Raw genomic sequence first — 23,623 nt, 5'->3', positions numbered from 1 at the left:
CCGGTCAGTCGTCGCTCGTGCTACTCGACGCATTCAATACAATCGCAGGCGCATCCACGTGGGAAACGAAGAGCGCGTTCTGATCCTTCAGGAAACGCAAATTATTATAGGAAGGCTTGGCAAGTGCGATGTTGCCAAATTGCCGCTCTGTTTTGAGATCCCAAAACCGAATCGTCGAGTCAGTCATTGATGTCACAATTGTCTGATCGTCATCTAAAAACAGATGATCGACCGCGTTGTGACGGTGTCCCTTCAAAGTCGCGATCGGCTCAAGATTTGGATAGGACCTGACTCGTATGACTCGGTTGTGATGTGCAGTCAGCAACTGTCGCCCCCTCGAGTCAAAACAAACTCCCGCATAAGCCTCGGACACATTCACACGTTCCAACAGCGTCAACTGTTGATCCTCGAAACGATAGAGATGGCTGCCCCCCATGACGATCAAGGCATCTTCATTCGGAACGCAGCAGAGCTCCTTGAAATTGCCTTCATCCGCCATCAACTCGTCCACCAACGAATAGTCGTCAGTGCTGTAAAGTAGTATCCGATCGTTGAACAGCGTGACAAGCCAATCGTCAGTAAATTGCAAATCTCGGCAACCTGATTTTTTCTCAACCGGCAACGAAATGGTGGTCTCAACTTCGCCCGAAATCGAATCCACAATCAAAACTTCATTTGCGCGTCCGATTGCCATCCGCTTTCCGTCCGGAGCGAGTGCCGTGGCAAGTCCGACCTCGGCGGGATAGTCTCCGATTGTTCGAAATTCGCTCGCACCGGAATCATGTCTGTAGTGTCCAAGAACGCCTCGTCGGAACCGCAGATACACATCGGAACTCCCATAGTGGAGAGTTTGCGTGTCATGCATTCGATACTTCTCGCTCGCGACCAGATCACTGCCCGGTGTTTTCCAGACCAGATTCGACACATCCCACAACCGTACCGTTCCATCCAAACTCGACGTGATCATCCGCGGAAGCCCCAGGTCGCTCGAGATCATCTTGATGCTCGAAATTCCCTTCTCGCTTGCTTGAATCACATTCGGATGGATCAGTCTTTTGCCGTTCGTTCTTTGATAGAGATCCCACAATAGAACCATTCCTTCATCCACCCCCGCGCAGATATAGCGACCGTCATCGGAGATATCGACGCAGCGGATGCGTCCTGGAATGTCTTCGAAAGACGCAACAAACTTGCGATCTTTCCCGTCCACCACATGAATCATGTCCGAGTTGCATGTGACCAGACGAAGCTCACCGCTGTCAGGAAGCGGTTTGGAAAAGGTGAACGATGTCGGGGCCATAATGGTCGGCAAGACGTAGTTCTCCTCTGAATCGTTGTCCCAGACAAACACTCGTGCCTCAACGTCCTCTGGATTTTCGAGGAAGGCAAAGTGCCCGCCGCCCCCAATGGATTCCAGACACTCGTTTCGTGTTTCTCCTTCATAGCGTTCCACCAAATCACCATCGATGTTGTGAATCTGAACGCTACGATACCGTTCTGCCGAGGCAACGTATCGACCGTCTAAGGAGTAGGCGACAGATTCGATCGTGTTCTGGTGCCCGACCATCGAGACCACTTTCTCACCAGTCAGGACATCGCCAACAAAGACGAAGTTGTATCCCAAACTGCCGTTCAGCCCCGTGACGAAGCGTTGATTGTCGGGACTGAACGCAACCGCATTGAGTTGATTGCCGACTTGATGACGATGCAACACCTTCTGGCTTTCGAGGTCGATGACATGCAGTTGTCCCTTCTCACCAACCGAAAGAGCCAGTTTGCCGTCGCTCGACACGGCCACCTCATTCGCTTTGCCCTCGTGCGTTGTCAGCAAAACGGATGGCTGTTCTTTGGTCAGGCGATCGAGCAATTGCCAAGCGAAATGCGGCTTCGCGTCCTCGCCGATTTGATTGAGGTTGGACTTCTCTTTTGGGCCGTATTTCTCAAGCAACTTTCTCGCTTCGACAAAATTGTGTGACGCATAGGCTTGATACGCTAACGTCATGTCCGCCACGTACAGGAACTGACGCAGTTCTTCTTCGCTGGTTGCAAGCTCGACGTTGGTTCGGGAAAGTTTTTCGTTGGTGGCATCGAGAGCATTGTTGATGCTCATCAAACGACTGGAATAGATCGAAATCGTTGCAATCACCGCGATGATGGTGGTCACCATTCCGATCAAAGACGCAAGCGCCACCAACGGATTGCGTTCGCTCCAACGGAACAACCGTTCGCTCCATCCCGGCATTTTCGCGGTGACAGGTTCCTTGTTGGCAAACCGTCGAAGGTCGTTTGCGAAATCAAACGCCGTGGCATAGCGGTTCGCCGGGGAAAGCGACATCGCTTTGCCAATGATTGCCTGCAAAGCACGAGGCAATTCCGGGCGAGCTTTGCCGGCTGGCGTGTAAGCCCCCTGCGTGACTTGGTTCAGGATCTGGTCTCGAGATCCCGAATAGGCTCGCTGAAGCGTTGCCCACTCGTACAGCGTGACCCCCAGACTGTAAATGTCCGACTGAGGCGTCGAGGCAGTGGTCGCGCCGGACGTCTGCTCGGGACTCATGTAAGCCGGCGTCCCCAACACATCGCCGGTCATCGTCAACGCAGTGTTTTCGTCCTCAGTGAAGGCTAACCCAAAATCCGTCAGCCAGATTTTGCCATCGCTGTCAAACATCAAGTTCGAAGGTTTGACGTCGCGGTGAATCACTCGATCGTTGTGAGCAACTTGCAATGCATCTGCCACGTTCGCGATCGATTCCGCGATGAACTCAAAGGAATCGCTCGATGCACTTTCGGCTTCGACACTGATCCTCGTGTGGACCGTTTCGCCGCTTGGGCCGGGCAAACAAGTCCGAGTGTCGTCGTTTTCGTTCGTGATCCGATCGGCCAGAGTTTGCCCGTCGATGTATCGCATGACGAGGTATTGCGTTCCCTCGTCCACCCCGGAATCGAGCAACGGAACGATGTGGTCGTGCTGCAGGTCCTGAATCAACGTCGATTCACGTTCAAAACGACGGCGCAAACGAGGCTGCTTCGACGCGCGATGTTGAAGCAGTTTCAGCGCCACCTTCTGTCCGCTGGTGACGTCCTCGGCCAAGTACACTTCGCCCATCCCGCCCGTGCCAAGTGTGCGAATGACCCGGTAATTGCCAAAGTGCTCAAGAGATTCATTGAAGTCGCCGGCCTCCGTGCCGCCACCTTCGGTAAGATTGTCAGGTGGTAGATTCACTTCGTGCAGAACCGTGGCTTCGTGGGCGGCATTGTCGTTGACAGAGACCGTTCACACAGTTGGTGAGCACGGTCCTTGCATTCTTGCGGCGGGAACCTACCGATAATAGCTGGAACCGCCCCGCCCCGCAGGGTGTTCGCATCCGTTCGGGAACGGATTCCCAAATTCGAAAGGCCACCCTCAAATCACTCGGACGGTATTGCAACGTCACATTGGATTACCCGAGCCAACTGTTCACGGGAATCTTTGGTCATCAATAATTCGGTGGGCCCCGACGCTGACGACACCAACAATATGTCCGCGTCTTCGAAGTACTGCAAATGGCTCTTGAAGTGCCCGCGGGTTGGAAGCGATCCCATCTCACGTTCACTCGCCAAATCCCAGAATCGAATCAGCCCTTCTTCTCCGCAGGTGGCAAGCGTCTGCCCGTGATCAAGAAAAACGCAAGCGTAAACCGATTTGACATGCCCACGCAAAACCGCGGTGATTTCGTTCTCCGGGTAGCTCCGAATCTCAACCAGGTGGTCATCATGAATGACAGCCACTTGGGATCCGTTCGGATCGAACCGAACTTGAAAAAATCGGAGGGCAGAGGAAGGTGCTGATTCAAAAATCGAAACAGCAGCGTCCGAATAAACGCTGAGCATGTTCGGCGCGACAAGCATCAGCGAGTCGCTGTTGGGAACATTGAACAAATAACGATTGTTGTCACTCGGAAGGTCATGAACTTCGACCAGCGAGAAGTCCTCCTCGTCGTAGACCAACAATTGCTTGCTCAGCAACACACATAGTTTTGTGCCGCTGAACTTCACATCCCGGATGCCTTCGTTTTCGTCGGGGGGAACCAGCTTCGCAAGCAATTCTGACGTTTGCAAATCACGAACTTCGACCTCCGCGAGACAGGCAGTGGCGAGCATGGACGCGTCGGAATTGGTACCAAGAGATTGCCCCCTCTCTTTCAGTTCGCTCGCAATCGGCCGCATCTGATTTAGGTCGCGTCTGGGATCGTAATGCCAGACCGTGTTGTCGCCGAGTTTGACGAAGACATCAAACGCCTTGCCATCGGGAGAATAGATGTTGGTGACGTGTGCTTCCGGGAATGCCCGTCCGCGAGGACGGGGACGCACAGGCAGTTTCTCTTCGAGTTCCCAAAGCCGTACCGAGCCGTCTTCGCCCGCTGTCACAATGCGTGACGAATCCGCTGGATCCGGCAAACATCGCAGGCTGCTGACTTGGCCGGTTGCCGCTTGAAAGATCATCGGCGGTTGCAAATCACCGCTTCCGGATCGGTTCAGCAACGTCCAAGCGAACACCACACCGTCATCCGTCGCGTGGAACAGATACTCCCCGTTGGCAGCCATTCCAACGCAGCGCACCGGCGTGTCCATGGCGAATGCGCGAGCGAAATGAGACGTGCTGTTGGAATCGGAGATTTTGAGGTGTCTGTCACCAAACACCACGTTGCGAAAAGAGTCCGCCTCGGGCAGTTGCACCGCTGAGAACACGATGGTTTCGCCGTCCATCGGCCCCAGCCGTTCTTCTCCACTCTCCAGATCAATGACACTCAGCACGCGTTGTTTGTCGACTTCCTTCACATAGGCAAGTTGGTGACCATCGCCCACAAACTGCAGCGTCTCGTTCCGCGATCCACCAGGAAACGTCTTGATAACGTTCCCCTCTCGATCATGAACCTGCACGTCGCGGTAACGGCCTGCCGTCGCGAACAATTCTCCGTCAGCGGAAAAAGCCGCGGACTCAACGTTGTGCCAGTGCCCCAGCAGTTCCAACGTCTCTTTCCCGGTGGCAATTTCTCGGACGGTGATGCCGTTGAAACCAACATCGCCATTGAGTCCCGTCAGGAAATGCTGGTTGTCAGGGCTGATTGCGATCGCGTCGAGTCGTGCGGGCAGCTTGTACTGATGCGTTCGCCGCTTCGTCGCCAAATCAATGACGTGAACCTCCCCGTCATGACTGACCGAAATCGCAATCTTCCCGTCATTTGAAATGGCCACTTCCGTTGCCGGGCCATCATGTTGCGTGAGCAGAATCGATGGCGGCGGCGTGACGAGATGATCAAGGCAACGATACGCAAACCGCCGCGGCGAGGTCTTCTCGGATTCCGGCCGATGCTTGTCGAGCAATTGCCTGGTCGTTCGCAGATTATTCCCCTTGTACGCCTGGAATGCGAGCGACATGTCCGAGACATACAACTGCTCGCTCAATTCCGCTTCGCGAGATTCCAGTTCCAGGTTGGCTTCGATCAGCTCGTCGTTGCTCTGAGCGAGTTGTTGGTTGACCCGGGTGAGTTGCTCCGAGTGGATCGCCTGCATTCCCAACACGGCCATGACGGTGGTGATGACACCGACCAACGACGCCAGCGCCGCCAGCGGATTCCGTCGTCGCCAACGTCCCAATCGTTCGGTCCAACCGGGCATCTTGGCTCGGACGGGCTGACCGGCAGCGAACCGGCGAAGATCGTCGGCGAATGCTGTCGCGGTCGGGTAGCGAGACTCCGGAGAACGCGACATCGCCATGCAAATGATCGCTTCTAAACCGGGCGGCAACTCCGCGCGCAAACTTCTCGGTGCGGCAAGACTTCCGTTGGCGATGTCCACCAGAATCTGTTCGCGATTGCCGCGGAAGGGGCGTTGCAGAGTGGCCCACTCATACAGCGTCGCGCCCAAACTGTACACGTCCGAACGGCGTGTGATGTCTGCCTGGGATCCCAGTGTTTGCTCGGGACTCATGTAGGCCGGTGTTCCCAACAGGTCACCAGTCATGGTCAGCGCGGTGCGATCATCTTCAGTGAACGCCAGCCCGAAGTCGGCCAGCCAAATCTTTTCGTCTTGATCGAAGATCAAGTTGCCTGGTTTGATGTCTCGGTGAATCACCCCTTCATCGTGAGCGACTTGCAACGCGTCGGCGATGTTCGCAATCGAGGTGGCAATGAACTCAAACGAATCCGAGGTCGCTTCGCCGCGCGAATCACTCCCGTTTGCCTCTTCGTCTTCCTCCATGGAATCGATGGAGCATGACGCGGTCTCACATGGATCGGTGGATTGGGAAATCCGTTCGGCCAAAGTTCGGCCGTCGATGTACCGCATCACGAGATACTGCATGCCGTGCTCGACGCCGCAGTCCAGCAACGGAACGATGTGATCATGCTGCAAGTCTTGGATCAGATTCGATTCCCGTTCGAATCGACGCCGCAACCGAGGCTTTTTCGCAGCCTGGTGTTGCAACAACTTCAGCGCAACACGTTCTCCTGAAATCGTGTCCATCGCCAAGTAGACTTCGCCCATCCCGCCCGAGCCAAGTGTACCGATCACCTGATAGTGGCTCACATGTCGCAGCGGCAGCCTGGGATCCCCTGTTTCCGTCGCGAAGTTTTCTATCGGAATGTCTGGTTCAAGTTCCACTTCGTGCTAAACCGCCCGTGCCAATTTCCTGAAGAAGATCGGATACGAAAAAAATCCAATCTTTTCACAGACTAAACGCCTCACGAAAAATTGACAGTGCAAACGATCCTAACGGGACATACTGCCCCGTCGCAGGGGACTCGTCCGAACGAAAGCTCGAAATGCGGCCCCCCGTAGCGAGACCTGCTCACGCAATTCAATCGCGTTGCCAATGGTTCACTTCGGGGCCAGCTTCGCGAATTTGTCGGCTTCCTCCGAATCGGTGCTTGGCTCGACTGCCTTTGGCTCAGCGGCCATCTTGGACAGTTTCTTGCCTGTCGTCCAAAGCTCGATTGGCGAAGCGGGCGAGGTCGCCAACAAAATGTCTGCTTCTTGGAAGTGGTGCAGATGGTTCGAAACCTCCACCCCCGTCCTCAACGAGCCCATTTCTCGCTCACTTGAAATGTCCCAGAACCGGACCAACCCTTCTTCGCTGGTCGTCACCAAAGTTTTGTCATTGTCCATGAACAGACAATCATTCGGTTCGCGAATGTGACCACGCAACACAGCCAAGGTTTCGCCCTTCGGGAATGAACGAATTTCGACCAATCGATTCATTCGTATGATCGCGATTTGTTCTCCACGCGAATCGAAGACCAATCTCGCGAAATACTCTGCCGCCGACCGGGCTTCTTCAAAAACACTCGCCGACAAACCTTTGACTTTGCACAGAGTTGACTTGGTCACCACCAAGAACGCTTCTTCCGTAGGAATTCGGACCAGGGATGTCGCCCCGTCAATGGGAAGCGGGATCACGCCCACCTGCGAATAGTCATCCGCGTCGTAGACCAACACCTCGTCCGTGTACATGACATACAGTCGCTGCCCCATCCACAGGATGTCGTGACAATGCTTCTCGGGATTCGGAGAAGGAATCGTGTGAGACAAACGCGACGATCCCACCTCGTAGACATGCACATCCACCCCCGTCGAAAGAGCGATCGCGGACGAGTCTTCTTTCACCGCGAGCGAGTGATGATTCGGGGTGAAACGTTGCGCCACCAACGAGAACTCATTTGGGTTTTCGAGCGGATTGTAGTGAACCACCTCGCCTCCATTCAGCCACAGAAAGACGTCCGGTGATCCTGGGTAGGGCGCGGCGATTTTTTGCGTCGTGGTGTTGGGATAGGGAATCATTGAATGCATGGGGCGGATTGGCATCTTTTCTTCGGTTTCCCAAAGGATGACTTTGCCATCTTCGGTCGACGTCACAAACCGAGGCGTTTCCGACGAGTCGGACAACACTGCGATTTCGCAAATACGCCCCTCGGCGACCGGTACCACCAGCGGTCGAAACAATTGATTGTCACGATCGCGATCGTCCAGAATCCAAACGTACGCGGCCCCCTCATCGGTTCCGCTGTAGGCAACCCTTCCGTCTTGGCTGATCGCGATGCAACGAAAGTTCACATCCGCGTCATTCATCTTGATGATCGGCTCGGCCCGATCCGACTCGGCAAGAGACAGTGATCCGTAACCTTGCGACACGACTCGAAACTTTCCCGTGTCGGATGTCGGCACCGATGCAGCGAACTGCGCCGACGGAATGCCCGTCGAAATGACCACCTCTTCCTGTGTGTCAATATTTCGCACATGCAATTCACGCCCGGTTTCCGATTCATGCACATAAATCAGTCGATGGCTTTCACCGACAAATTGCAGTGACTCATTTCGCGTATCCGCGGCGAACGAATCGACGACATTGCCATCCGTGTCATGCACCTGGACCTGTCGGTAGCGGTCCGCCGAGGCAATCAATTGTCCGTCGGATGAAAAAGCAGTCGACTCAACGGAATGCCAATGGCCAAGCAAGCCCAGCACTTCCTCTCCCGAATCCATCCGATACGTTTTAACCGGACTGAATCCGATCAAGTCGTTCAGCCCGGTGAGAAAAAGCTTGTTGTCAGGGCTGATCGAGATCGAATCGAGACGGCCGGGCAACTGATGCTTGTGCAGCAATTGCTTGGTCTCCAAATCCACCACTCGCACCTCACCATCCTCGCTGGCTGAGGCGACCAAGGTGCCATCTTTCGAAACGGTCACGGCGGTAGCGGGGGCCCCATGCTGAGTCAGCAAAGTCGATGACGGCGGCGTCGAGAGATAATTCAACAGGTCCAACGCGAATCGTCGCGGCCCAAACCGCTCGGATTCTTCGCGATGTTTGTCCAGCAATTGTTTGGTGGTGACCAAGTTCTTGGCCCCATAAGCCTGGAAGGCCAGTGACATGTCCGAGATGAATAGCTGATTCCTGAGCTCAGCATCTCGTGCTTCCAATAAAAGATTCGAACTGATCAGATCATCGTTGCTCTTTTCCAATCGTTCGTTGATGCGAACCAACTGCCGAGAGTGAATCGCTTGCATGCTCAACACCGCCACCACGGTGGTGACCACTCCGATGAAAGAGGCCACCGCGACCAACGGGTTGCGTTGGCTCCATCGAAACAAGCGTTCCGTCCAACCGGGCATCTTTGCTGACACTCGTTTGCCCGACGCGAATCGTCGCAGGTCTTCAGCAAATGCTGCCGCCGTTGGGTAGCGTCCATCGGGTGACCGCGACATCGCCTTGCAGATCACCGCTTCCAGATCCGCAGGAACATCGCCGCGCAAACTGCGGGGTGTCGCCAAACTTCCGTTGGCAACGTTGACGAGAACCTGTTCTCGATTCCCTGTGAATGGACGATGCAAAGTCGCCCATTCATACAGTGTTGCTCCCAAGCTATAGACGTCCGAACGACGCGTCACTTCTGAGTGCGCCCGATCGTTTGCTCGGGGCTCATGTAAGCCGGCGTGCCGACCAAATCGCCGGTCATCGTCAAAGCCGTTTGGTCGTCTTCTAAAAACGCCAACCCAAAATCGGTCAGCCACAACCTGCCGTCACGATCGAGCATCAGGTTGGACGGTTTAACATCGCGGTGGATGATTTTGAACGAGTGAGCAAGGTGCAACGCATCGGCAATGTCCGCGATGGCATTCGCAATGAACTCGAACGACATCACACTTTCGTCCGTCGCCACCAGAGCTTGCGACATGACCGCGGTGTCGTCCTCCCAATCGGCCCCGGACCGATCCCCGGGTTCGATTCCTCTTTGTTCGAGAATCAGATCCGCCAGCGTTTGCCCGTCGACCAGTTGCATCGCCAGAAACGGCACCCCCGCCTCCTCGCCCGTTTCCAACAACGGCACGATGTGGTCGTGCTCGAGAGCCTGAATCAGCTCGGCTTCGCGTTGGAATCGCCGACGAAATCGAGGGTGGTCCGCGATATGATTCCGAAGCACTTTGAGGGCGACCATACGCCCCGTTTCGGTGTGCCGAGCAAGATAGACTTCACCCATTCCACCCGTGCCCAGCGTCCGAACAACCTGGTAGTTGCCAAAGTGTTTGGCGACAATCTCCTCGGAGGTCGCGCTGCGAACTTCGGTAGGATCTTCGGTGGAACGTGGCACGAAATCAGAAGCCGAATGAAGATTCAAAAATGATGCAACGGGAACCGGATGGAATGCTGCACTGCATCCTAATCAATGCCGGCCCGTTCGGTGGGAAACCGGTGCATACAACGCTTTTCCCGAAGAATCTCTTTGATTTTCCACGACGAATGATATCGAGACAACCCGCTCAACCGCCACTCGACGGCCAATTTTGATAACAAAGCGGGCGGACAAAGCGTTCCAAACTGGCGTGCCCGACCGAAGTGCTGCGACCATCCAGACTGGCGGGAAACGGGCCCCCGTGCTGCGTCGCCGATCCGATCTCCATTCCCGTCGGCCACCCATTGAGAATGATTCGACCGCCAAAGCGTTCGGCAATCGCAAGCCAACGCCGCGTGAATTCACTCTCGGGCGTCTCGGTATGCAGCGTCGTCGTCAACGAGCCGTGAAATTGTTCTGCGACCCGAAGCATCTCGGCTTCATCGCGACAACGCACCAAAATCGCCACGGGGCCAAACGTTTCGCTGTGCAACCAACCGTCTCGAATCGCGGTTTCCGCTGTCATGCCAAACCAATGAGCCCCGCGATGCCACGGGCCTTCGCCTTCCAGTCGCTCCGCGATGAACAACGACTCAACCTGCTCCGCCGACTGCAGCCGTTGAACCCCGACATCGAACGCTTCCGCAACCGGCCCACTCAACAGCGGCAAATTCGGTTGCTTGGCAAACAATTGACAAGCGGATTCGACAAACCGCTCAGCATCCTGTTCCTGGATCACCAACACACCGGGTTTGGTGCACATGTGGCCGTTGCCAAACCTCAGCGACGCACCAAACCCTTCCGCGATCTCTGTCGTGCGAGTCGCCATCGCGTCCGCAGCCAGAAAGACCGGATTGGTGCTGCCCAGTTCCGCGAAAATCGGAATTGGATTTTCGCGATCCAAGACCGCTTTCGCCAAGGCCCGACCGCCTTGAGGACTGCCGGTGAATCCGACCGCGGCAATCGCGGGATGAGAGACCAAACGCAGTGACGTATCCACCGTTCGCCCATGCAGCAAAGCAAACGTTCCCTCTGGCATTTTCAAACGTTCGACCACGGCTTGGACCGCGTTCCCAAGCAATTCACACGTGCCCGGATGGCTGGGATGCGATTTCACGATCACAGGATTGCCGGTCGCGATCGCCGAAACAAAATCATTGCCAACAACAGAAATCGCCAACGGAAAATTGCACGCGCCAAACACCGCCACCGGTCCGACTGGAACATACCGCCGCGACATGCTGGGTTTGGGAAACGGTTTGCGATCCGGATCCGCGGGCTCCGACGTCACCCGGTCCCACGGTCGCTCGACCGCCAATCGAGCAAACAGGTCCAACTGTCCCGCCGCTCGATCCAATTCGCCTTCCACGCGAGCATTCAAATACCCTGTTTCCAGTTCGCATCGTGACACGATTTCATCTCGCCGCGATCGAACCTCGGCGGCCACCGCAGACAGAAATTCCCCCAATACATCCGGTTTCAATTCGCGAAACTGGATCGCTGCCTTCGCGGCACGTTCGCACGCGGAATCGATCTGGTCGGCAGTTGCTTCCGTGAATTCGCCGGGAAGGAATTCACCGGTTGCGGCACAAGTCGCTTGAAATGTTTCTGTCATCTGTGTCACTTTCCAAGTCTATTTTTTCCGGAGCACAAAAAGGGCGTCAGTCAGGTCGTTGTCCATCTCTCGCTGATGTTCGATTTCATAATCGAAGTCATGGACGCCGACAATTTCCAGTTCATCGCTGACGGATTGCAACATCGTGACGGCTTGCTTGGGCGTGTACAGCCGCAAGGGGAACTCGCTGCGGACTCGTTCGACCGTTCCATTTTTTCGAGTGGCTTTGATCGAGACGCGGAGAGTTTCACGCCGTTTGCGTCGTTGGAAATCGACCACCTTCAACGTCACGCTGATATTCGTTCCTCCGTGGGACGCTTTCCAACGCTCGGTGCATTCCGGATCCGCGTCCATGGGAATGCAGTGAAACCCGAGCACATAGATGCCGCCTGTTCGCAACGAGGCCGCGACGGATCGCAAATGCGCGATCGCGGCGTCTTCGTCCATCATGTGCCGGAATGTATTGAACGTGCAAAACGCGGCGTCCACCGATGGCGAGCACACGTGAGACGTCATGTCGCCGTTGATCAGCTCCGCCGACAATTTTCGACGTTGCAATCGACGCCGCAGATAAGCGAGCATCGCGTCGTTGTTATCCAACGCAACGACGTCGTACCCGCGGGCTGCAGAAGCAGCCACCAAACGACCGCTGCCACATCCGGGTTCATACACCCGCGAAACGGTTCCGGTCGCGTAACGCTGGTACGCCTCGTCAAAGAACGCCATTTCGGTTGCCGTTTCGTCACGGAAAACCATGTCAAAGTACTGAGGCCGATCGTACCAATCGATCGTCGCAGTGGAGGCAGGTTTGCGTGGCTTCGTCGCTGGGCGTTTTGTCGAGGCGAGTTTTGTCACAGGGCTCTTCTTCACGGGGCTCTTTGTCACAGGACGAGGCGTCGGGGCATGAGGTGAATTCGTCAGAAATGAATGAATTTTGTTTCAGACTCTGCGGTCTGGGTGACGACTGTAACGATTAGACGGCTTGTCCGCATTCTCCCATTTGTTCCGCCTAGGAAACTTCGACCATGTCTTCGGTTGAACACTCTTTTCACGTGCCTCCCTTTCCCCCCTTCCCCAGTGCGGAACGTTACGTTCCCGTTGGTTCGCAGGACGAGGCATTGCAGCGAATCCAACGAGCAATTGAAGCCTGGGAAGCAATTTCTCTCGTCATCGGCCCCCCCGGCGTCGGCAAATCATTGCTGTGCCAATTGCTGCTGAAGCAATTCTCGGGTCGCCGCGAGGTCGTGATGTTCGGCGACGCCATGCTGGACAATCCCTTGTTGTTCCAACGTCATTTGCTGACGCGACTGAACCGTGTCCGCGGGATTCACTCGACACCGCTCGAGCCCAACGAAGACCCGCAATTCGCGTTGGTTGAACGACTCGCTCGCAGCACGTCCGAATTCCCCGGTCTGTTGCTGCTGGTTGACGAAGCCCAAGCGTTGACACCGGAAGTGTTGGAAACCATCCGCATCATCACCAACACGATGAGCGAAGGACAACCACGCGTCAGCGCGGTTCTGCTGGGCGGCCCCAAACTGGACGAGACCCTTGCATTGCCATCGCTCGAAGCACTCGTGCAACGCGTCGCAACCCGCTGCTACTTGCACCCGCTCAATGGCGACGAAGCCCTGACGTACGTCCACGATGTGATCAAGAATTGTGGGTCGAACCCCACCGAAGCGATCACCAACGAAGCCATTCGTGCGATCCATCAAGCTTGCAGCGGCACGCCTCGTTTGATCAACCAAATGATGACCGCGGCGATCGATTGTGCCGCATCGCTCAACCAAAGCATCATCGACAACAAAATCGTCGATCGTGCCTGGGCAACCTTGCAACAACTGCCCAGCCCTGTGATGGACGAACCCGCCATCGCGGAACCAAACGCTGACCGTTCCCGCACCACGACCTCCAATGTTGAGTTCGGTTCCTTAGATGAATCGACATGGAATGAGTCGCTCTCGGATGACGCCGACGCGGGCGAGGGAACGTCAGCACCTGAAAACACTGCCGAACTAGCACGCCGTTGGAACGACCAACCCTTGCCAGCCGAAACCGAAACGGTCGAAGAAACCGAGCCAGTCGCTTGTGATTCGCAATCCAGCACCGATCCGGAATGCTGTGACGCATCGCAGTGCAGCGAAGAAGCCTGCCAAACTTCCGGCCAGTGCCAATCGAATGCTTGCCAATCTGAAGAATGCTCCAACGATGCCGTTGCCGAACCACTCGTTTGCGACGCAACTCAGCCGCAACTCGAGTCCGCCGACAACAACCTTGAGTTCGGTTCACTGAGCATTGACTGTCAGAGCATCGACTGCCAAACCTACGATGGCGACTACGGAGTGGTCTCCGACGTCATCGGCTCCAACGTGGCAACGGAATTGCCCGAGACCGAAGAAGCCGAACCTCAAGCATGCGAAGCTGAAGCCGCTGCCACACCATCGGCCGACCAACTGTTTGGCGAATTCGAAGACGAAGAAGAAGTCAAACCCAACATGGATGCCTTGACCGGCTCGCTGGAAACGGCTGCTGAATTGGATTCCCACGACGACGTGGCTTCCGATTTGGAAACCTCGCTGCACGAAGAGATTCTCAGCATGCGTGGCGCGGCCAACTCACCTTTGTCTGTCATCAGCGAAGAAGCGACTTGTGCGGAAGAAGTGTCCGACGAACAAAAGATGGGCGAGATGCAAAATCAATCCGCCATGGCTGCCGCCGCCCCCGTGTTGTGGATCGAAGACGAAGGGGAAGACATCGCCGTCAACCACGACGACCGTGACATGCTGGTCATCGAAGACGACGTGCAAGTCGAAACCGCCGCACTGCATCACGAATCAGCGGACGTGTCCGCTGGTCGTCCGGTCGCCGTCGACTTCCAAGAGATGTTGGCGAAGATGCGTTCGCCGCAATCTTGATCGAAAGCGAAGGTCGTTTGACCTTCCAAGGACCGAATTGACGGCTCGGTGAGAACCGAGCCGTTTTGTTTCTCTGCGATTGAAACGAGATCCGTCTCGTTGCTTCCGCCGAGTCTTGTTCGAGCTTGAATCTTTTCTCGGGCTTTGAATCCCTGCGTGGTCGATGTTCACACCGGATCAAACTTTGCGAACGTTGTTGCACCGAACCGTCGAACAAGCCGTTCGCTACGGCAAAACATTGGTCTTGGTCACGCCCAACGAATTGCGATTGCAGCCCGCCTTCTTCGTCGCCCTGGGCCAAGCCTGGCGAGACGCCAACGCAACCCAATCCGAGGGTGAAGACGCCATCGCGATTCCGCGACTGCGAATCGATTGGTGTGCTCCCAACGCTCAAGGTTTCAGCTTGAAATCGCTGCAAAACAAGTGGCTTGCCAATCGTTGTGAGCGAATGCTCCGCCGCGAACGTTTGAACGACTGCATCCAACTTTCTCAGTGCTTGCTGATCGGCAAAGCGTCTCAGCATCCCTCGACGATCGTACTGGGGATCACCAACGAAGCCACCGAATTGCCCGTGTGGACCACCCCAGTCCCGATGGAACGCTGAATGGCCCCAGCGTCCACCCCACAGCCATTCCCCTTCGCCAACTTCACCCGCGATCGCGCCAAGCCATTCGACAATCCCACCCCAACACGCAAACAGTTGAGGACAACTGTTCTACTCTGACTGAACGCCCCTCCGCGTCTCAGCGGTTCACCGACTCTGCGTCAGATTTCTTTGGAGCCCTCCCTCCCCCAGCGTCTGCGTCTCGATTCGCTCAAGTTCACAACCCCAAGCGTCAGCGAGGGACCCACAGGCTCATGGCATTGGCACGCGGTCCCTCGCTGACGCGTCGGGTGAGGATGCAAACGGCAGGCCACTCGGTATCCCCGTCACCAAACTCACCCGCCATCGCTTCATGCCACTCGACAATCCCGCCCCGACACGCAAACAGTTGAGGGCAACTGTTTTACTCTGCTTGAACGCCCCTCCGCGTCTCAGCGGCTCACCGACTCTGCGTCAGATTTCTTTGGAGCCTTCCCTCCCCAGCGTCTTCGTCTCGATTCGCTCAAGTTCACAACCCGAAGCGCCCGCGAGGGACCCACAGGCTCATGGCATTGGCACGCGGTCCCTCGCTGACGCGTCGGGTTAGGATGCAAGCGGCAGGCCACTCGGTATCCCCGTCACCAAACTCACCCGCGATCGCGTCAGGCCACTCGACAGTTCCACCCCGGCACGCAAACAGTTGAGGACAACTGTTCTACTCTGACTGAACGCCCCTCTGCGTCTCAGCGGCTCACCGACTCTGCGTCAGATTTCTTTGGAGCCTTCCCTCCCCAGCGTCTTCGTCTCGATTCGCTCAAGTTCACAACCCGAAGCGTCAGCGAGGGACCCACAGGCTCATGGCATTGGCACGCGGTCCCTCGCTAACGCGTCGGGTGAGGATGCAAGCGGCAGGCCACTCGGTATCCCCGTCACCAAACTCTCCCGCGATCGCCTCAAGCGGCTCGACAGTTCCACCCCAACACGCAAACAGTTGAGGGCAACTGTTCTACTCTGACGACCGAACTCCAACCGGCGTCTGAATCCCGTTCCCCCCAACGCCCGAAAATTCTGTGGCCCTGTGGCCCCGCCGCACTTCCCACTATGATCTCTCCTTTGTTCTCGCCAGCGTTCTGTTCATGCCCACGCAATGCCTCATCAGCTTCGGCTCCAACCTCGGTGACCGCCGATTGGTCATCGCGGAAGCAGCGCGCCGAGTGGCGGAGTCTGGGTTGGTCGCCGCCCCCTGCCATCCGCAAACGAACGAACAGACAGCATCATCCCCAGAGCGATTCCCGCGACACCTCCGGACCAGTCGCCTGTTTGAGACGCCACCGATCGGCGGCCCGGGCGGTCAATCGCCGTTCCTGAATGCCGTCGCGGCCTTTGCCACCGAAGCCTCCGCCGCGGAAGTGTTGGATTTTCTTCAGCACTTGGAAATTGACCTAGGGCGTCAACGTCTCGTTCGCTGGGGTGCCCGAGTGATCGACCTCGACGTCGTTCTGCACGGACGCTTGGCGGGACCCGCTCGCGCCGCCGGGCTGCGTGGATTGATTGGTGGACGAGGCCCGGCGGGATCGTCCAAGGCCTTGGTCGTTCCCCACCCGCGCTACACCGCTCGTCGTTTCGTCTTGGAACCCGCCTGCGACGTCGCCGCGGATTTCTGCGACCCGCGGTTCGGTTGGACCATCGAAGACCTGCGCGATCACATCGCCGCCGACGTGCCCTCCATCGCATTGGTCGGCGGTGACGCGGAGCGACGGCAACTCATCTGCCAAAGGTTGTCGTCCGAACACGGAATCTCAGTGATTGATCCCGATCGCCCTGACGCCGCGAAAGGATTGACGCAGTGGATCGCGTCGGACCCGCCGGCGGAACTGCGCGACGCAAAAGAAATTCAGGGGCCGCCACCTGGCGTTTCCCCTCGACCCTGCCTGCCACGCTTGCTCGCTCGCATCCAACACACCACCGAAGCAGACCGCTGGCCGGCGCCCCATCAAATCTGGCCCGCAGGTTGGAAGTGGCCCGAGTATCGACTCGAGATCGATGACCTGGACTGGGCGATCGGCGAACTCGCGTCCGCGATGGATTCCATGCGATGCGAAATCCATCCAGTCACCGAAGACGGCCACTGGTGGTGACTCAGGATTCGTCCAAGTCGTCGTTGCGGAGCACACTGTCGCCCGCCGACAAACTGCCATCGATCAATTTTTGCTTGATCTTCTCACGAGCCGCCAGCAACCGTTGCTTGCGTTCTTCGTTCTTGGCTTCGCGGCGTTTCAGTTTCGCATAGCGTTTCTGGATGCCTTTTTCTGCGGCCTCCAACTCCGCCAACCGATGTTGCAAATCCGCTGGCAACGCGATGGTTTGCGAACCACCGACCGCGTCCGTTCCCATCGACGTCATCACGCCCGACAACGACGCTTGTTCGTCGTCATCCTCCGCTGCATCGCCCAAACGTTTCCGGCGAATCCAATCGGGTGAAACGAAGATCCCATTGGCAGCGATCATCATGACGCCGAACGTGATCATTCCCAAAAACAATGCGATCCCGCCGTGAACCGCGACGGCGAGAGCCAGCGTGATCCCGCGAGTCAAACGAGGCCAAACGATCGCACAGTAAAAGATCTCCCAGAACATCGTGATGTGCGAAAGCGCCGTGAAGACACGCGGGAAACGCCCCAAGAACGTCATGTCGATCGATTGATATTCGTAATTCGCAACCGCGAACCACACCGCTGTTCCGTCCCACCAAAGTTCACCACGCGCTTTTGCGATCCCGCCGAACAAGTAGATCACGCACATGTGAATCTGCAACAAACGCGTCGCCACGTTGGCCGATACAGTCTTCTTGTCCGGTGGAAACAACCAAGCCTTCCAACCCGACAGTGACTTCTCACCGTCGCCGGTCAAACGCCGACGCAGTTTCGCATCGACCGACCAAACGGCTCCGCAAGGAGCAAAGGCCAAGTACATCACGCAGTATGTCACGATCTGATCGAGACCAAACAGACTGCCGAGCAATCGATGCACCAGCATCAATTGCAGCAACCAAGCCAACGGCCCAGTCACACGAGTCAAAAAACCGACCAGAAATCAGCCTGTGACCAGGATCGTCACCTGGTGATTCAGCCAAAGAAACGTTGGGTTGTCGACCAACCACAGATACGACCACGCCGCGGTGGCTTCGCCGAGCGTTCCATCATGCAGCCGCGCGCTGGTCTCGTTGTCGATCCAGGCTTCCGTCCCAACAAACGATGAGAAATCAGTTGCCAACACCAAGTGCGAATACAACAACATCGCACCGGTGATGATCCTCAGCACCGCCAACGTGTCGATGTGCCGAGGCGTGAACCAAAACCGATCCCAGGCATCCACCCAAGACATCGCGTACTGTTTGGCAGATTCAACCATCACGATGCGTCCTCCGGTGCACGAACGGGTTCATCCGTGGTTTCTTTGGCGGGGCTCGATGACTCGGCGGCGCGGTCCGCTTCCGGTGCCTGCGTTTCAGAAGATTCATTGCGTTCGCCGGCAGGAACTGGCACAGGTTCCGAATCCTCTGGGGCCAGCACCATCGCCTCGCCGCGCTCCGGCTGCGGCAACGACTCTGCCGCACTGCCCAATAAACTTTCCAGCGTGATCGGGACGTCGGGCAATTCGATGTAAGAACGCTCGTCGGTCAACGACAGGTTCTCTTGCGTGAACAAAACAAAGTCAGGCAGTTGGTGTTCGATTCGCTGGATCGCGACATCCGATTTCCCAATCGATTGCAGGTGCCGGACCATCGAATCCGCGATCCGTTCATATCGTTTTCGTCCCAATCGCAACGTTTGCAGTTCCTCCGGACTCAGTTCCGGCCCAATCAACTGGCTGACCTCCATCGGCAAAGCGGGCTGGTACGAATCGTTCAGAAATTCCGCCAACATGAAGTGTCGGTGATACAGCAACCGCGGCCATTGGTCATCCAGATTTGGAAACACCTGCGTCGTTTGGTCGCTCTCGGATGTCGCCCCAATCAGGTGACTCGGGCCGGGATCGGGTGCAAAAAAAGCGTAACCGCGGTCCAAGTAAAACATTTGTGCGACGGGAGACACCATCGACAGCAACGTTCCCACCGAAGGCGACAACCCGCGTGCTCCGCGAGCCTGGAACGCCAGCGGCGGGAGAGCGATCGCCAGCAGCATTCCGATCAACAAAACGCTGATCAAAAAACGATTTCGACGTGAAAGCGGCAAGGAATCGGGCTGGGTCACAGGTGGTTTGAATTTTCAGAGAACGGGGCGGCCAAGAGAACGTAAACGCACTTGGCTGGGGATCGCGGTGCCGGCTTTCTTGGGTTTCACAGTGCCGTTTCACGGTCAATTCTCACGGTGACCGTTCAACGCCGAATTCCGGCGTCCGATCTGGCAGTGGTTGACTGCGGGAAACAGCCTCCCAACGGGACACAGGCTTCCATTTTCGCCCAACCTTAATCCGTCCGCGCCCCGTGTACAGGCGACGGACTCGTCTGGTCCCACCGATTGGCCGGTTCGAACCGGCTTCATCGGCCCTCGAAAGTCGAAAGTTTGGCTCCGCCTTCGTTCCACTGCAGAATTCACCTTGGTTCGGAGAGCCCTTTTTAGGCATAAGCGTTTGATCGGCGCCAATTGTTTCGCCGCTGTCCTTCTCAATTGCTCCAATCCACCAGTCATCGAATGCGTCAGGATTCCCGACGATCGCTGTTGTTATGGCCCATCACAGCGTCCATCGCTGTCATCGCGACCACCACAACGCCTTACTTTCTGAACTCGACCGGATTGCTGGAACCCGGTGGTTTGCTCGCCCGATTTGGCAACGGATCATCCGCTCAAGCGAACCGGGACGTGGCTTCTGATCCCGCGTTTCAGTATCTGACGGCCGACCAAAACGGTGCAGAACACGTCAACGGTGACTCTGCGCACACACCGGGTGGAAATCTCTCGACCAAACAACACGGTTTCGGCGCCGCGGAACCGATCTCGCCGTTGAACCAATCCGACGCTCTGCCACCCCAAACGCACGCGGAAGACGCTCACCGTCCAGACCGCGGCGCGCGAGGGTTGAAGCTGCCCGAGCGTTTGGCGAGCGATTCGCCCGGCACGCTCCAGGCTCCTGTGATCGACCTGGAAACCGAACTGGCTGGTTTCGCGGAAACCATGGAACCAGAACCCAGCTTCGATTCCGTCGCCGAATCGATCGCTCCGTCCGTTCCCGCTGCTCTTTCGCCCGGGTTGGATGACCCGACGCCAGAACAACCAGCGTCGCTGTCGTTGCCCGCGGAAATGTTCCACACCGATTCCCAGACCGCAGGCTCCGAATCCGACTCGCTGATCCCTGATTCCGTCGCGGTGCTGGCCAAACCCAGCGTCCCTGAAGTGGACCTCCCGGAACTGAACCTCGACCTGCCCCGGTTCACCAACCCACCCGTCATTTCACCCGCCGACGCCGCCAAAGCAGCCAAGGCACATCACGTGACCGGATGGCCGCTCGCCAAACAATTGCGTTTGGAATTGTCGGAGCTTTCCTCGCACGCGAATCTGACGGTCGATTCCAACGATGAATTGAAGGACGTGCTGCTGACCTCCGTCGACATCGAACAAACCGACCTGCAAACCGCTCAAGAAGAACTGCTGCGAAGCGCCGACCAACATGGTTTGCACGCCACTTCCGAAGATGCCATCCGTCGTCACGCGACCTCGATCGTGATGGGCCGCTGGGCCGAAGAAGTCGACCAGCGTTTGAATCAACTTCGCCAGCTCTCTCGCTTGGGCGATCCCAATGCTGGCACCGTCCTGCGTGAGTTGTCCTCACTGGCCGCCGCCGGTTTGCAATTGGCTGAACGAGCCCCGGCGCGGGATCAACAAGTCCAATGGTTACAAGCGTCCCACTCGTTGTCTCGCCGCACCAGCATCTGGGCATCGGTTTGGCAATTGGCCCGCGGCCACGCCGACTCATTCGATCCCTCGGGCACGCTGCCTCACGAAACACTGACTCTGCACAGCCAAACGTCGCGTCACGAACGGTTCGACGTTTACCAACTGATTCGCGACGTCCGCAAAGAGCTTCCTGAAACGGGAGACGTCCAAGGTTGGACAACGTTTTTGTTGCTCGACAAAATCGAAACGCTGGCCTCCTCCGATGACATGGACGAACGCGCTCTCACGGCGCAGCGGTACCTGTCCCGAATCACATCCAAGCGCTTGGCACCCGAACATGAAGATTGGTTGAACCAGCCCACGCTTCAAGAACTGACCGAAGCAATGAAGACCTGGAGCGCGATGCCGATCGATTACGTCTCGCTGCTGCAAGACCTCGAACGCGCCGAAGCCGATTCGATTGACTTGGCCGCCGTCAAAGTCACCAACGCGTTTCAGTCACTGCGATTTTCCGACGACGCTCATGCGGCCCGAGTCGCCAAAGCGATCGACCTGAACTACCGCAACGCAAACGTCCGCACCGCGATCTCAGCCAAACTGATCGAGCGTTTGATCCCGTCGGTCCCCGACCGCACCTCGCCCATCGCCACGCAAATCGCCGGCACGCCCGTGCGAGGAACCAGCCACGTGAGCACCGCGATGGACCTGCGACTGAACCCGACACCTGGCCAGTGGAGCATTGACCTGCTGACACGTGGCGACGTTTCCACGAACAGCCACGCGGCTCAGAGCGGCGTCACCGTGCATTCAAACGGATGGGCGAACTTCGACGCGTCGACTCCAATCCGCATCTCGGCGAACGGACTGACCGTCGGCGGCACGCAAGTCGACGTCCACGCAAACAATCGTTTGCAGCGAATCGAATCCAAGGTCAACGAATGGCCGCTGATCGGATCCTTGGTTCGCGGCATCGCGGAAAAGAAATTCGAAGACACCAAACCGTTGGCCAACCGACGAACCCAACAACAAATTCGCGACGAAGTCGTGCAGGGAACCCAGTCCGAACTGACAACCCAGACCAACAAGGCTTCCGAGAAATGGGACGACCTCGTGCTCGGACCACTTGGTCGTCTGGAACTGGCACCGACCGTGATCGACTTGGAAACCACGTCGGAACGCTTGATCGCTCGCTACCGCTTGGCCGGCGATTGGCAATTGGCCGCTCACACGCCTCGCCCGAGAGCTTGGAACGACAGTTGGTTGAGTTTGCAAATGCATCAATCGGCGATCAACAACACGCTGGAACAAATCCTTCCACGCGGCGAAGTCAAAACGTTCCAAGAGCTCTACACCGACACGTTTGCCTTGTTCGGCAAAGAAGGTGTGGCGCTACCCGAAGAAGTCCCCGGCGAAGCCGAGATCGCATTCGCACCGACCCGTCCGATGACGATTGAAATCGAAGACGGCAAGATGTGGTTGACGTTGCGAGTCGTTCGTCTGAGCCAACCGGGCAGCCCCAAGCTCACGCGATTCATCGTCCGTGCAGCGTACAAACCCGAAATCGATGGCTTGAACGCTCGACTGGTTCGAGACGGGCACCTGCGAGTCAGCGGGCCAGGCATGTCGATGCGACAACGCCTGCCGATCCGAGCCATCTTCAACAAAGTGTTGGCGGAAGACCGAGTGATCCCACTGACGACTCCCAAACTCATCGAGCATCCCGCGATGCAAGACCTCGCCGTCAGCCAACTCGAACTCCGCGACGGCTGGCTCGCTCTCGCCCTCAGTCCCGAAGAAGCCCCCAGCGTCGCCGGCCGGGCTCGCCCTCGGAAGTGAGGGAGCAGCTTCTAGCTTCTAGCTTCTAGCTTCTAGCTTCTGACTTCTGACTTCTGACTTCTGACTTCTGACTTCTGACTTCTGACTTCTGACTGTTGGCGGTTGACTGTTGGCGGTTGGCGGTTGGCGGTTGGCGGTTGGATTCACCCCGGACGGGGCGAAAATCAACTTGGGTTGCCTCCAAAGCTTCCGACTCACCGCGACTGATTGTGTCTGGCCGAACGATCGGGCAACCGCGGAGCGGTGACATCCGTCAGCCTCGGGTTTTCAACCCGAGGTCGCGAGCGTTCCTCCCCACCCTCGACGAGCCGCGGAGCGGCGACAGGTGGCAATCGATGACATGGTGGATCGATTGAAAAAGTGAAATTGCAAATTGCAAAATCGAGCCGGTTGAGCAGATCGACCGACCAGACAACAAGCGATCGCCCACGTTTACCAAAGACGAACCCGACGCGTCAGTTTTGAAGTTGCGTTTCTGCCTGAGGCTTGTTTTTTTCACAACCCGACGCGTTAGCGAGGGACCACGTTGTTTCTTTCATACCCCGACGCGTCAGCGAGGGACCGCAGGCCATCGCAACGCGCCGTTGGGTCCCTCGCTGACGCGTCGGGTTGTGAACTCGAGCAAGTCGACAAAC

The 23,623-nt window shown here is 57.0% G+C and carries 13 protein-coding genes; 4 read left to right on the top strand and 9 right to left on the bottom strand.

Going from position 1 to position 23,623, the window contains the following annotated elements:
* Nucleotides 1-4: 4 nt before the first annotated feature.
* The 6 genes from ACF8AM_RS03325 to ACF8AM_RS03300 form a co-directional block, all read right to left on the bottom strand.
* Nucleotides 5-3,220, bottom strand: coding sequence for a protein kinase (locus tag ACF8AM_RS03325; protein ID WP_392554267.1), 3,216 nt, complete (start codon nt 3,218-3,220; stop codon nt 5-7).
* A gap of 185 nt (nt 3,221-3,405) precedes the next feature.
* A complete protein-coding gene (locus ACF8AM_RS03320; RefSeq protein WP_392554266.1) occupies nt 3,406-6,549 on the bottom strand; it encodes a protein kinase in 3,144 nt (1,047 codons plus the stop codon).
* 306 nt (nt 6,550-6,855) lie between these two features.
* On the bottom strand, nt 6,856-9,420 hold the full coding sequence (locus tag ACF8AM_RS03315) for a protein kinase (protein WP_392554265.1): 2,565 nt from the start codon (nt 9,418-9,420) through the stop codon (nt 6,856-6,858).
* Nucleotides 9,417-10,121: a serine/threonine protein kinase gene (locus tag ACF8AM_RS03310; protein WP_392554264.1), complete on the bottom strand. Its 705-nt coding sequence runs from the start codon at nt 10,119-10,121 to the stop codon at nt 9,417-9,419. Before ACF8AM_RS03310 ends, ACF8AM_RS03315 begins: the two co-directional genes overlap by 4 nt.
* Nucleotides 10,122-10,290: 169 nt before the next feature.
* Entirely contained in the window at nt 10,291-11,757 is a 1,467-nt protein-coding gene (locus tag ACF8AM_RS03305; protein ID WP_392554263.1) for an aldehyde dehydrogenase (NADP(+)), read from the bottom strand.
* A gap of 18 nt (nt 11,758-11,775) precedes the next feature.
* On the bottom strand, nt 11,776-12,627 hold the full coding sequence (locus tag ACF8AM_RS03300) for a class I SAM-dependent methyltransferase (protein ID WP_392554262.1): 852 nt from the start codon (nt 12,625-12,627) through the stop codon (nt 11,776-11,778).
* Between the two features lie 155 nt (nt 12,628-12,782).
* Between ACF8AM_RS03300 and ACF8AM_RS03295 the strand changes: the two genes are divergently transcribed.
* The 3 genes from ACF8AM_RS03295 (at nt 12,783) to folK (ending at nt 17,396) form a co-directional block, all read left to right on the top strand.
* Nucleotides 12,783-14,675, top strand: coding sequence for an ExeA family protein (locus tag ACF8AM_RS03295; protein ID WP_392554261.1), 1,893 nt, complete (start codon nt 12,783-12,785; stop codon nt 14,673-14,675).
* A 163-nt stretch (nt 14,676-14,838) separates the two neighbouring features.
* Nucleotides 14,839-15,279: a hypothetical protein gene (locus tag ACF8AM_RS03290; RefSeq protein ID WP_392554260.1), complete on the top strand. Its 441-nt coding sequence runs from the start codon at nt 14,839-14,841 to the stop codon at nt 15,277-15,279.
* A gap of 1,115 nt (nt 15,280-16,394) precedes the next feature.
* Entirely contained in the window at nt 16,395-17,396 is a 1,002-nt protein-coding gene (gene folK, locus ACF8AM_RS03285; RefSeq protein WP_392554259.1) for a 2-amino-4-hydroxy-6-hydroxymethyldihydropteridine diphosphokinase, read from the top strand.
* Nucleotide 17,397: 1 nt separating this feature from the next.
* On the opposite strand, the gene ACF8AM_RS03280 is transcribed toward folK, so the two are convergent.
* Genes ACF8AM_RS03280 through ACF8AM_RS03270 form a run of 3 tightly spaced genes read right to left on the bottom strand, consistent with a single transcriptional unit; the run spans nt 17,398 to nt 19,511 of the window.
* A complete protein-coding gene (locus tag ACF8AM_RS03280; protein WP_392554276.1) occupies nt 17,398-18,327 on the bottom strand; it encodes an HTTM domain-containing protein in 930 nt (309 codons plus the stop codon).
* 24 nt (nt 18,328-18,351) lie between these two features.
* Nucleotides 18,352-18,672 (bottom strand): hypothetical protein, encoded by a 321-nt coding sequence (locus tag ACF8AM_RS03275; protein ID WP_392554258.1) that lies wholly within the window; start codon nt 18,670-18,672, stop codon nt 18,352-18,354.
* A complete protein-coding gene (locus tag ACF8AM_RS03270; RefSeq protein WP_392554257.1) occupies nt 18,669-19,511 on the bottom strand; it encodes a hypothetical protein in 843 nt (280 codons plus the stop codon). The genes ACF8AM_RS03275 and ACF8AM_RS03270 overlap by 4 nt, the downstream gene beginning before the upstream one ends.
* A 441-nt stretch (nt 19,512-19,952) precedes the next feature.
* Between ACF8AM_RS03270 and ACF8AM_RS03265 the strand changes: the two genes are divergently transcribed.
* Nucleotides 19,953-22,988 carry a hypothetical protein gene (locus ACF8AM_RS03265; RefSeq protein ID WP_392554256.1) on the top strand — a complete coding sequence of 1,012 codons (3,036 nt, stop codon included), beginning with the start codon at nt 19,953-19,955 and terminating at the stop codon, nt 22,986-22,988.
* The last annotated feature ends 635 nt before the right edge of the window (nt 22,989-23,623 follow it).

The sequence above is a fragment of the Rhodopirellula sp. JB055 genome (genome assembly GCF_043100905.1).
Taxonomy (GTDB): Bacteria; Planctomycetota; Planctomycetia; order Pirellulales; family Pirellulaceae; genus Rhodopirellula.
The sequence above is the reverse complement of the archived record's forward strand: the minus strand, read 5'-3'. Positions and strand labels throughout refer to the sequence as shown.

Excerpts from the sequence above, each read along its gene's own strand:
- ACF8AM_RS03295 (WP_392554261.1), top strand. The coding sequence starts at position 12,783 with ATGTCTTCGGTTGAACACTCTTTTCACGTGCCTCCCTTTCCCCCCTTC.
- ACF8AM_RS03305 (WP_392554263.1), bottom strand. The coding sequence starts at position 11,757 with ATGACAGAAACATTTCAAGCGACTTGTGCCGCAACCGGTGAATTCCTT.
- folK (WP_392554259.1), top strand. The coding sequence starts at position 16,395 with ATGCCCACGCAATGCCTCATCAGCTTCGGCTCCAACCTCGGTGACCGC.
- ACF8AM_RS03265 (WP_392554256.1), top strand. The coding sequence starts at position 19,953 with ATGCGTCAGGATTCCCGACGATCGCTGTTGTTATGGCCCATCACAGCG.
- ACF8AM_RS03290 (WP_392554260.1), top strand. The coding sequence starts at position 14,839 with ATGTTCACACCGGATCAAACTTTGCGAACGTTGTTGCACCGAACCGTC.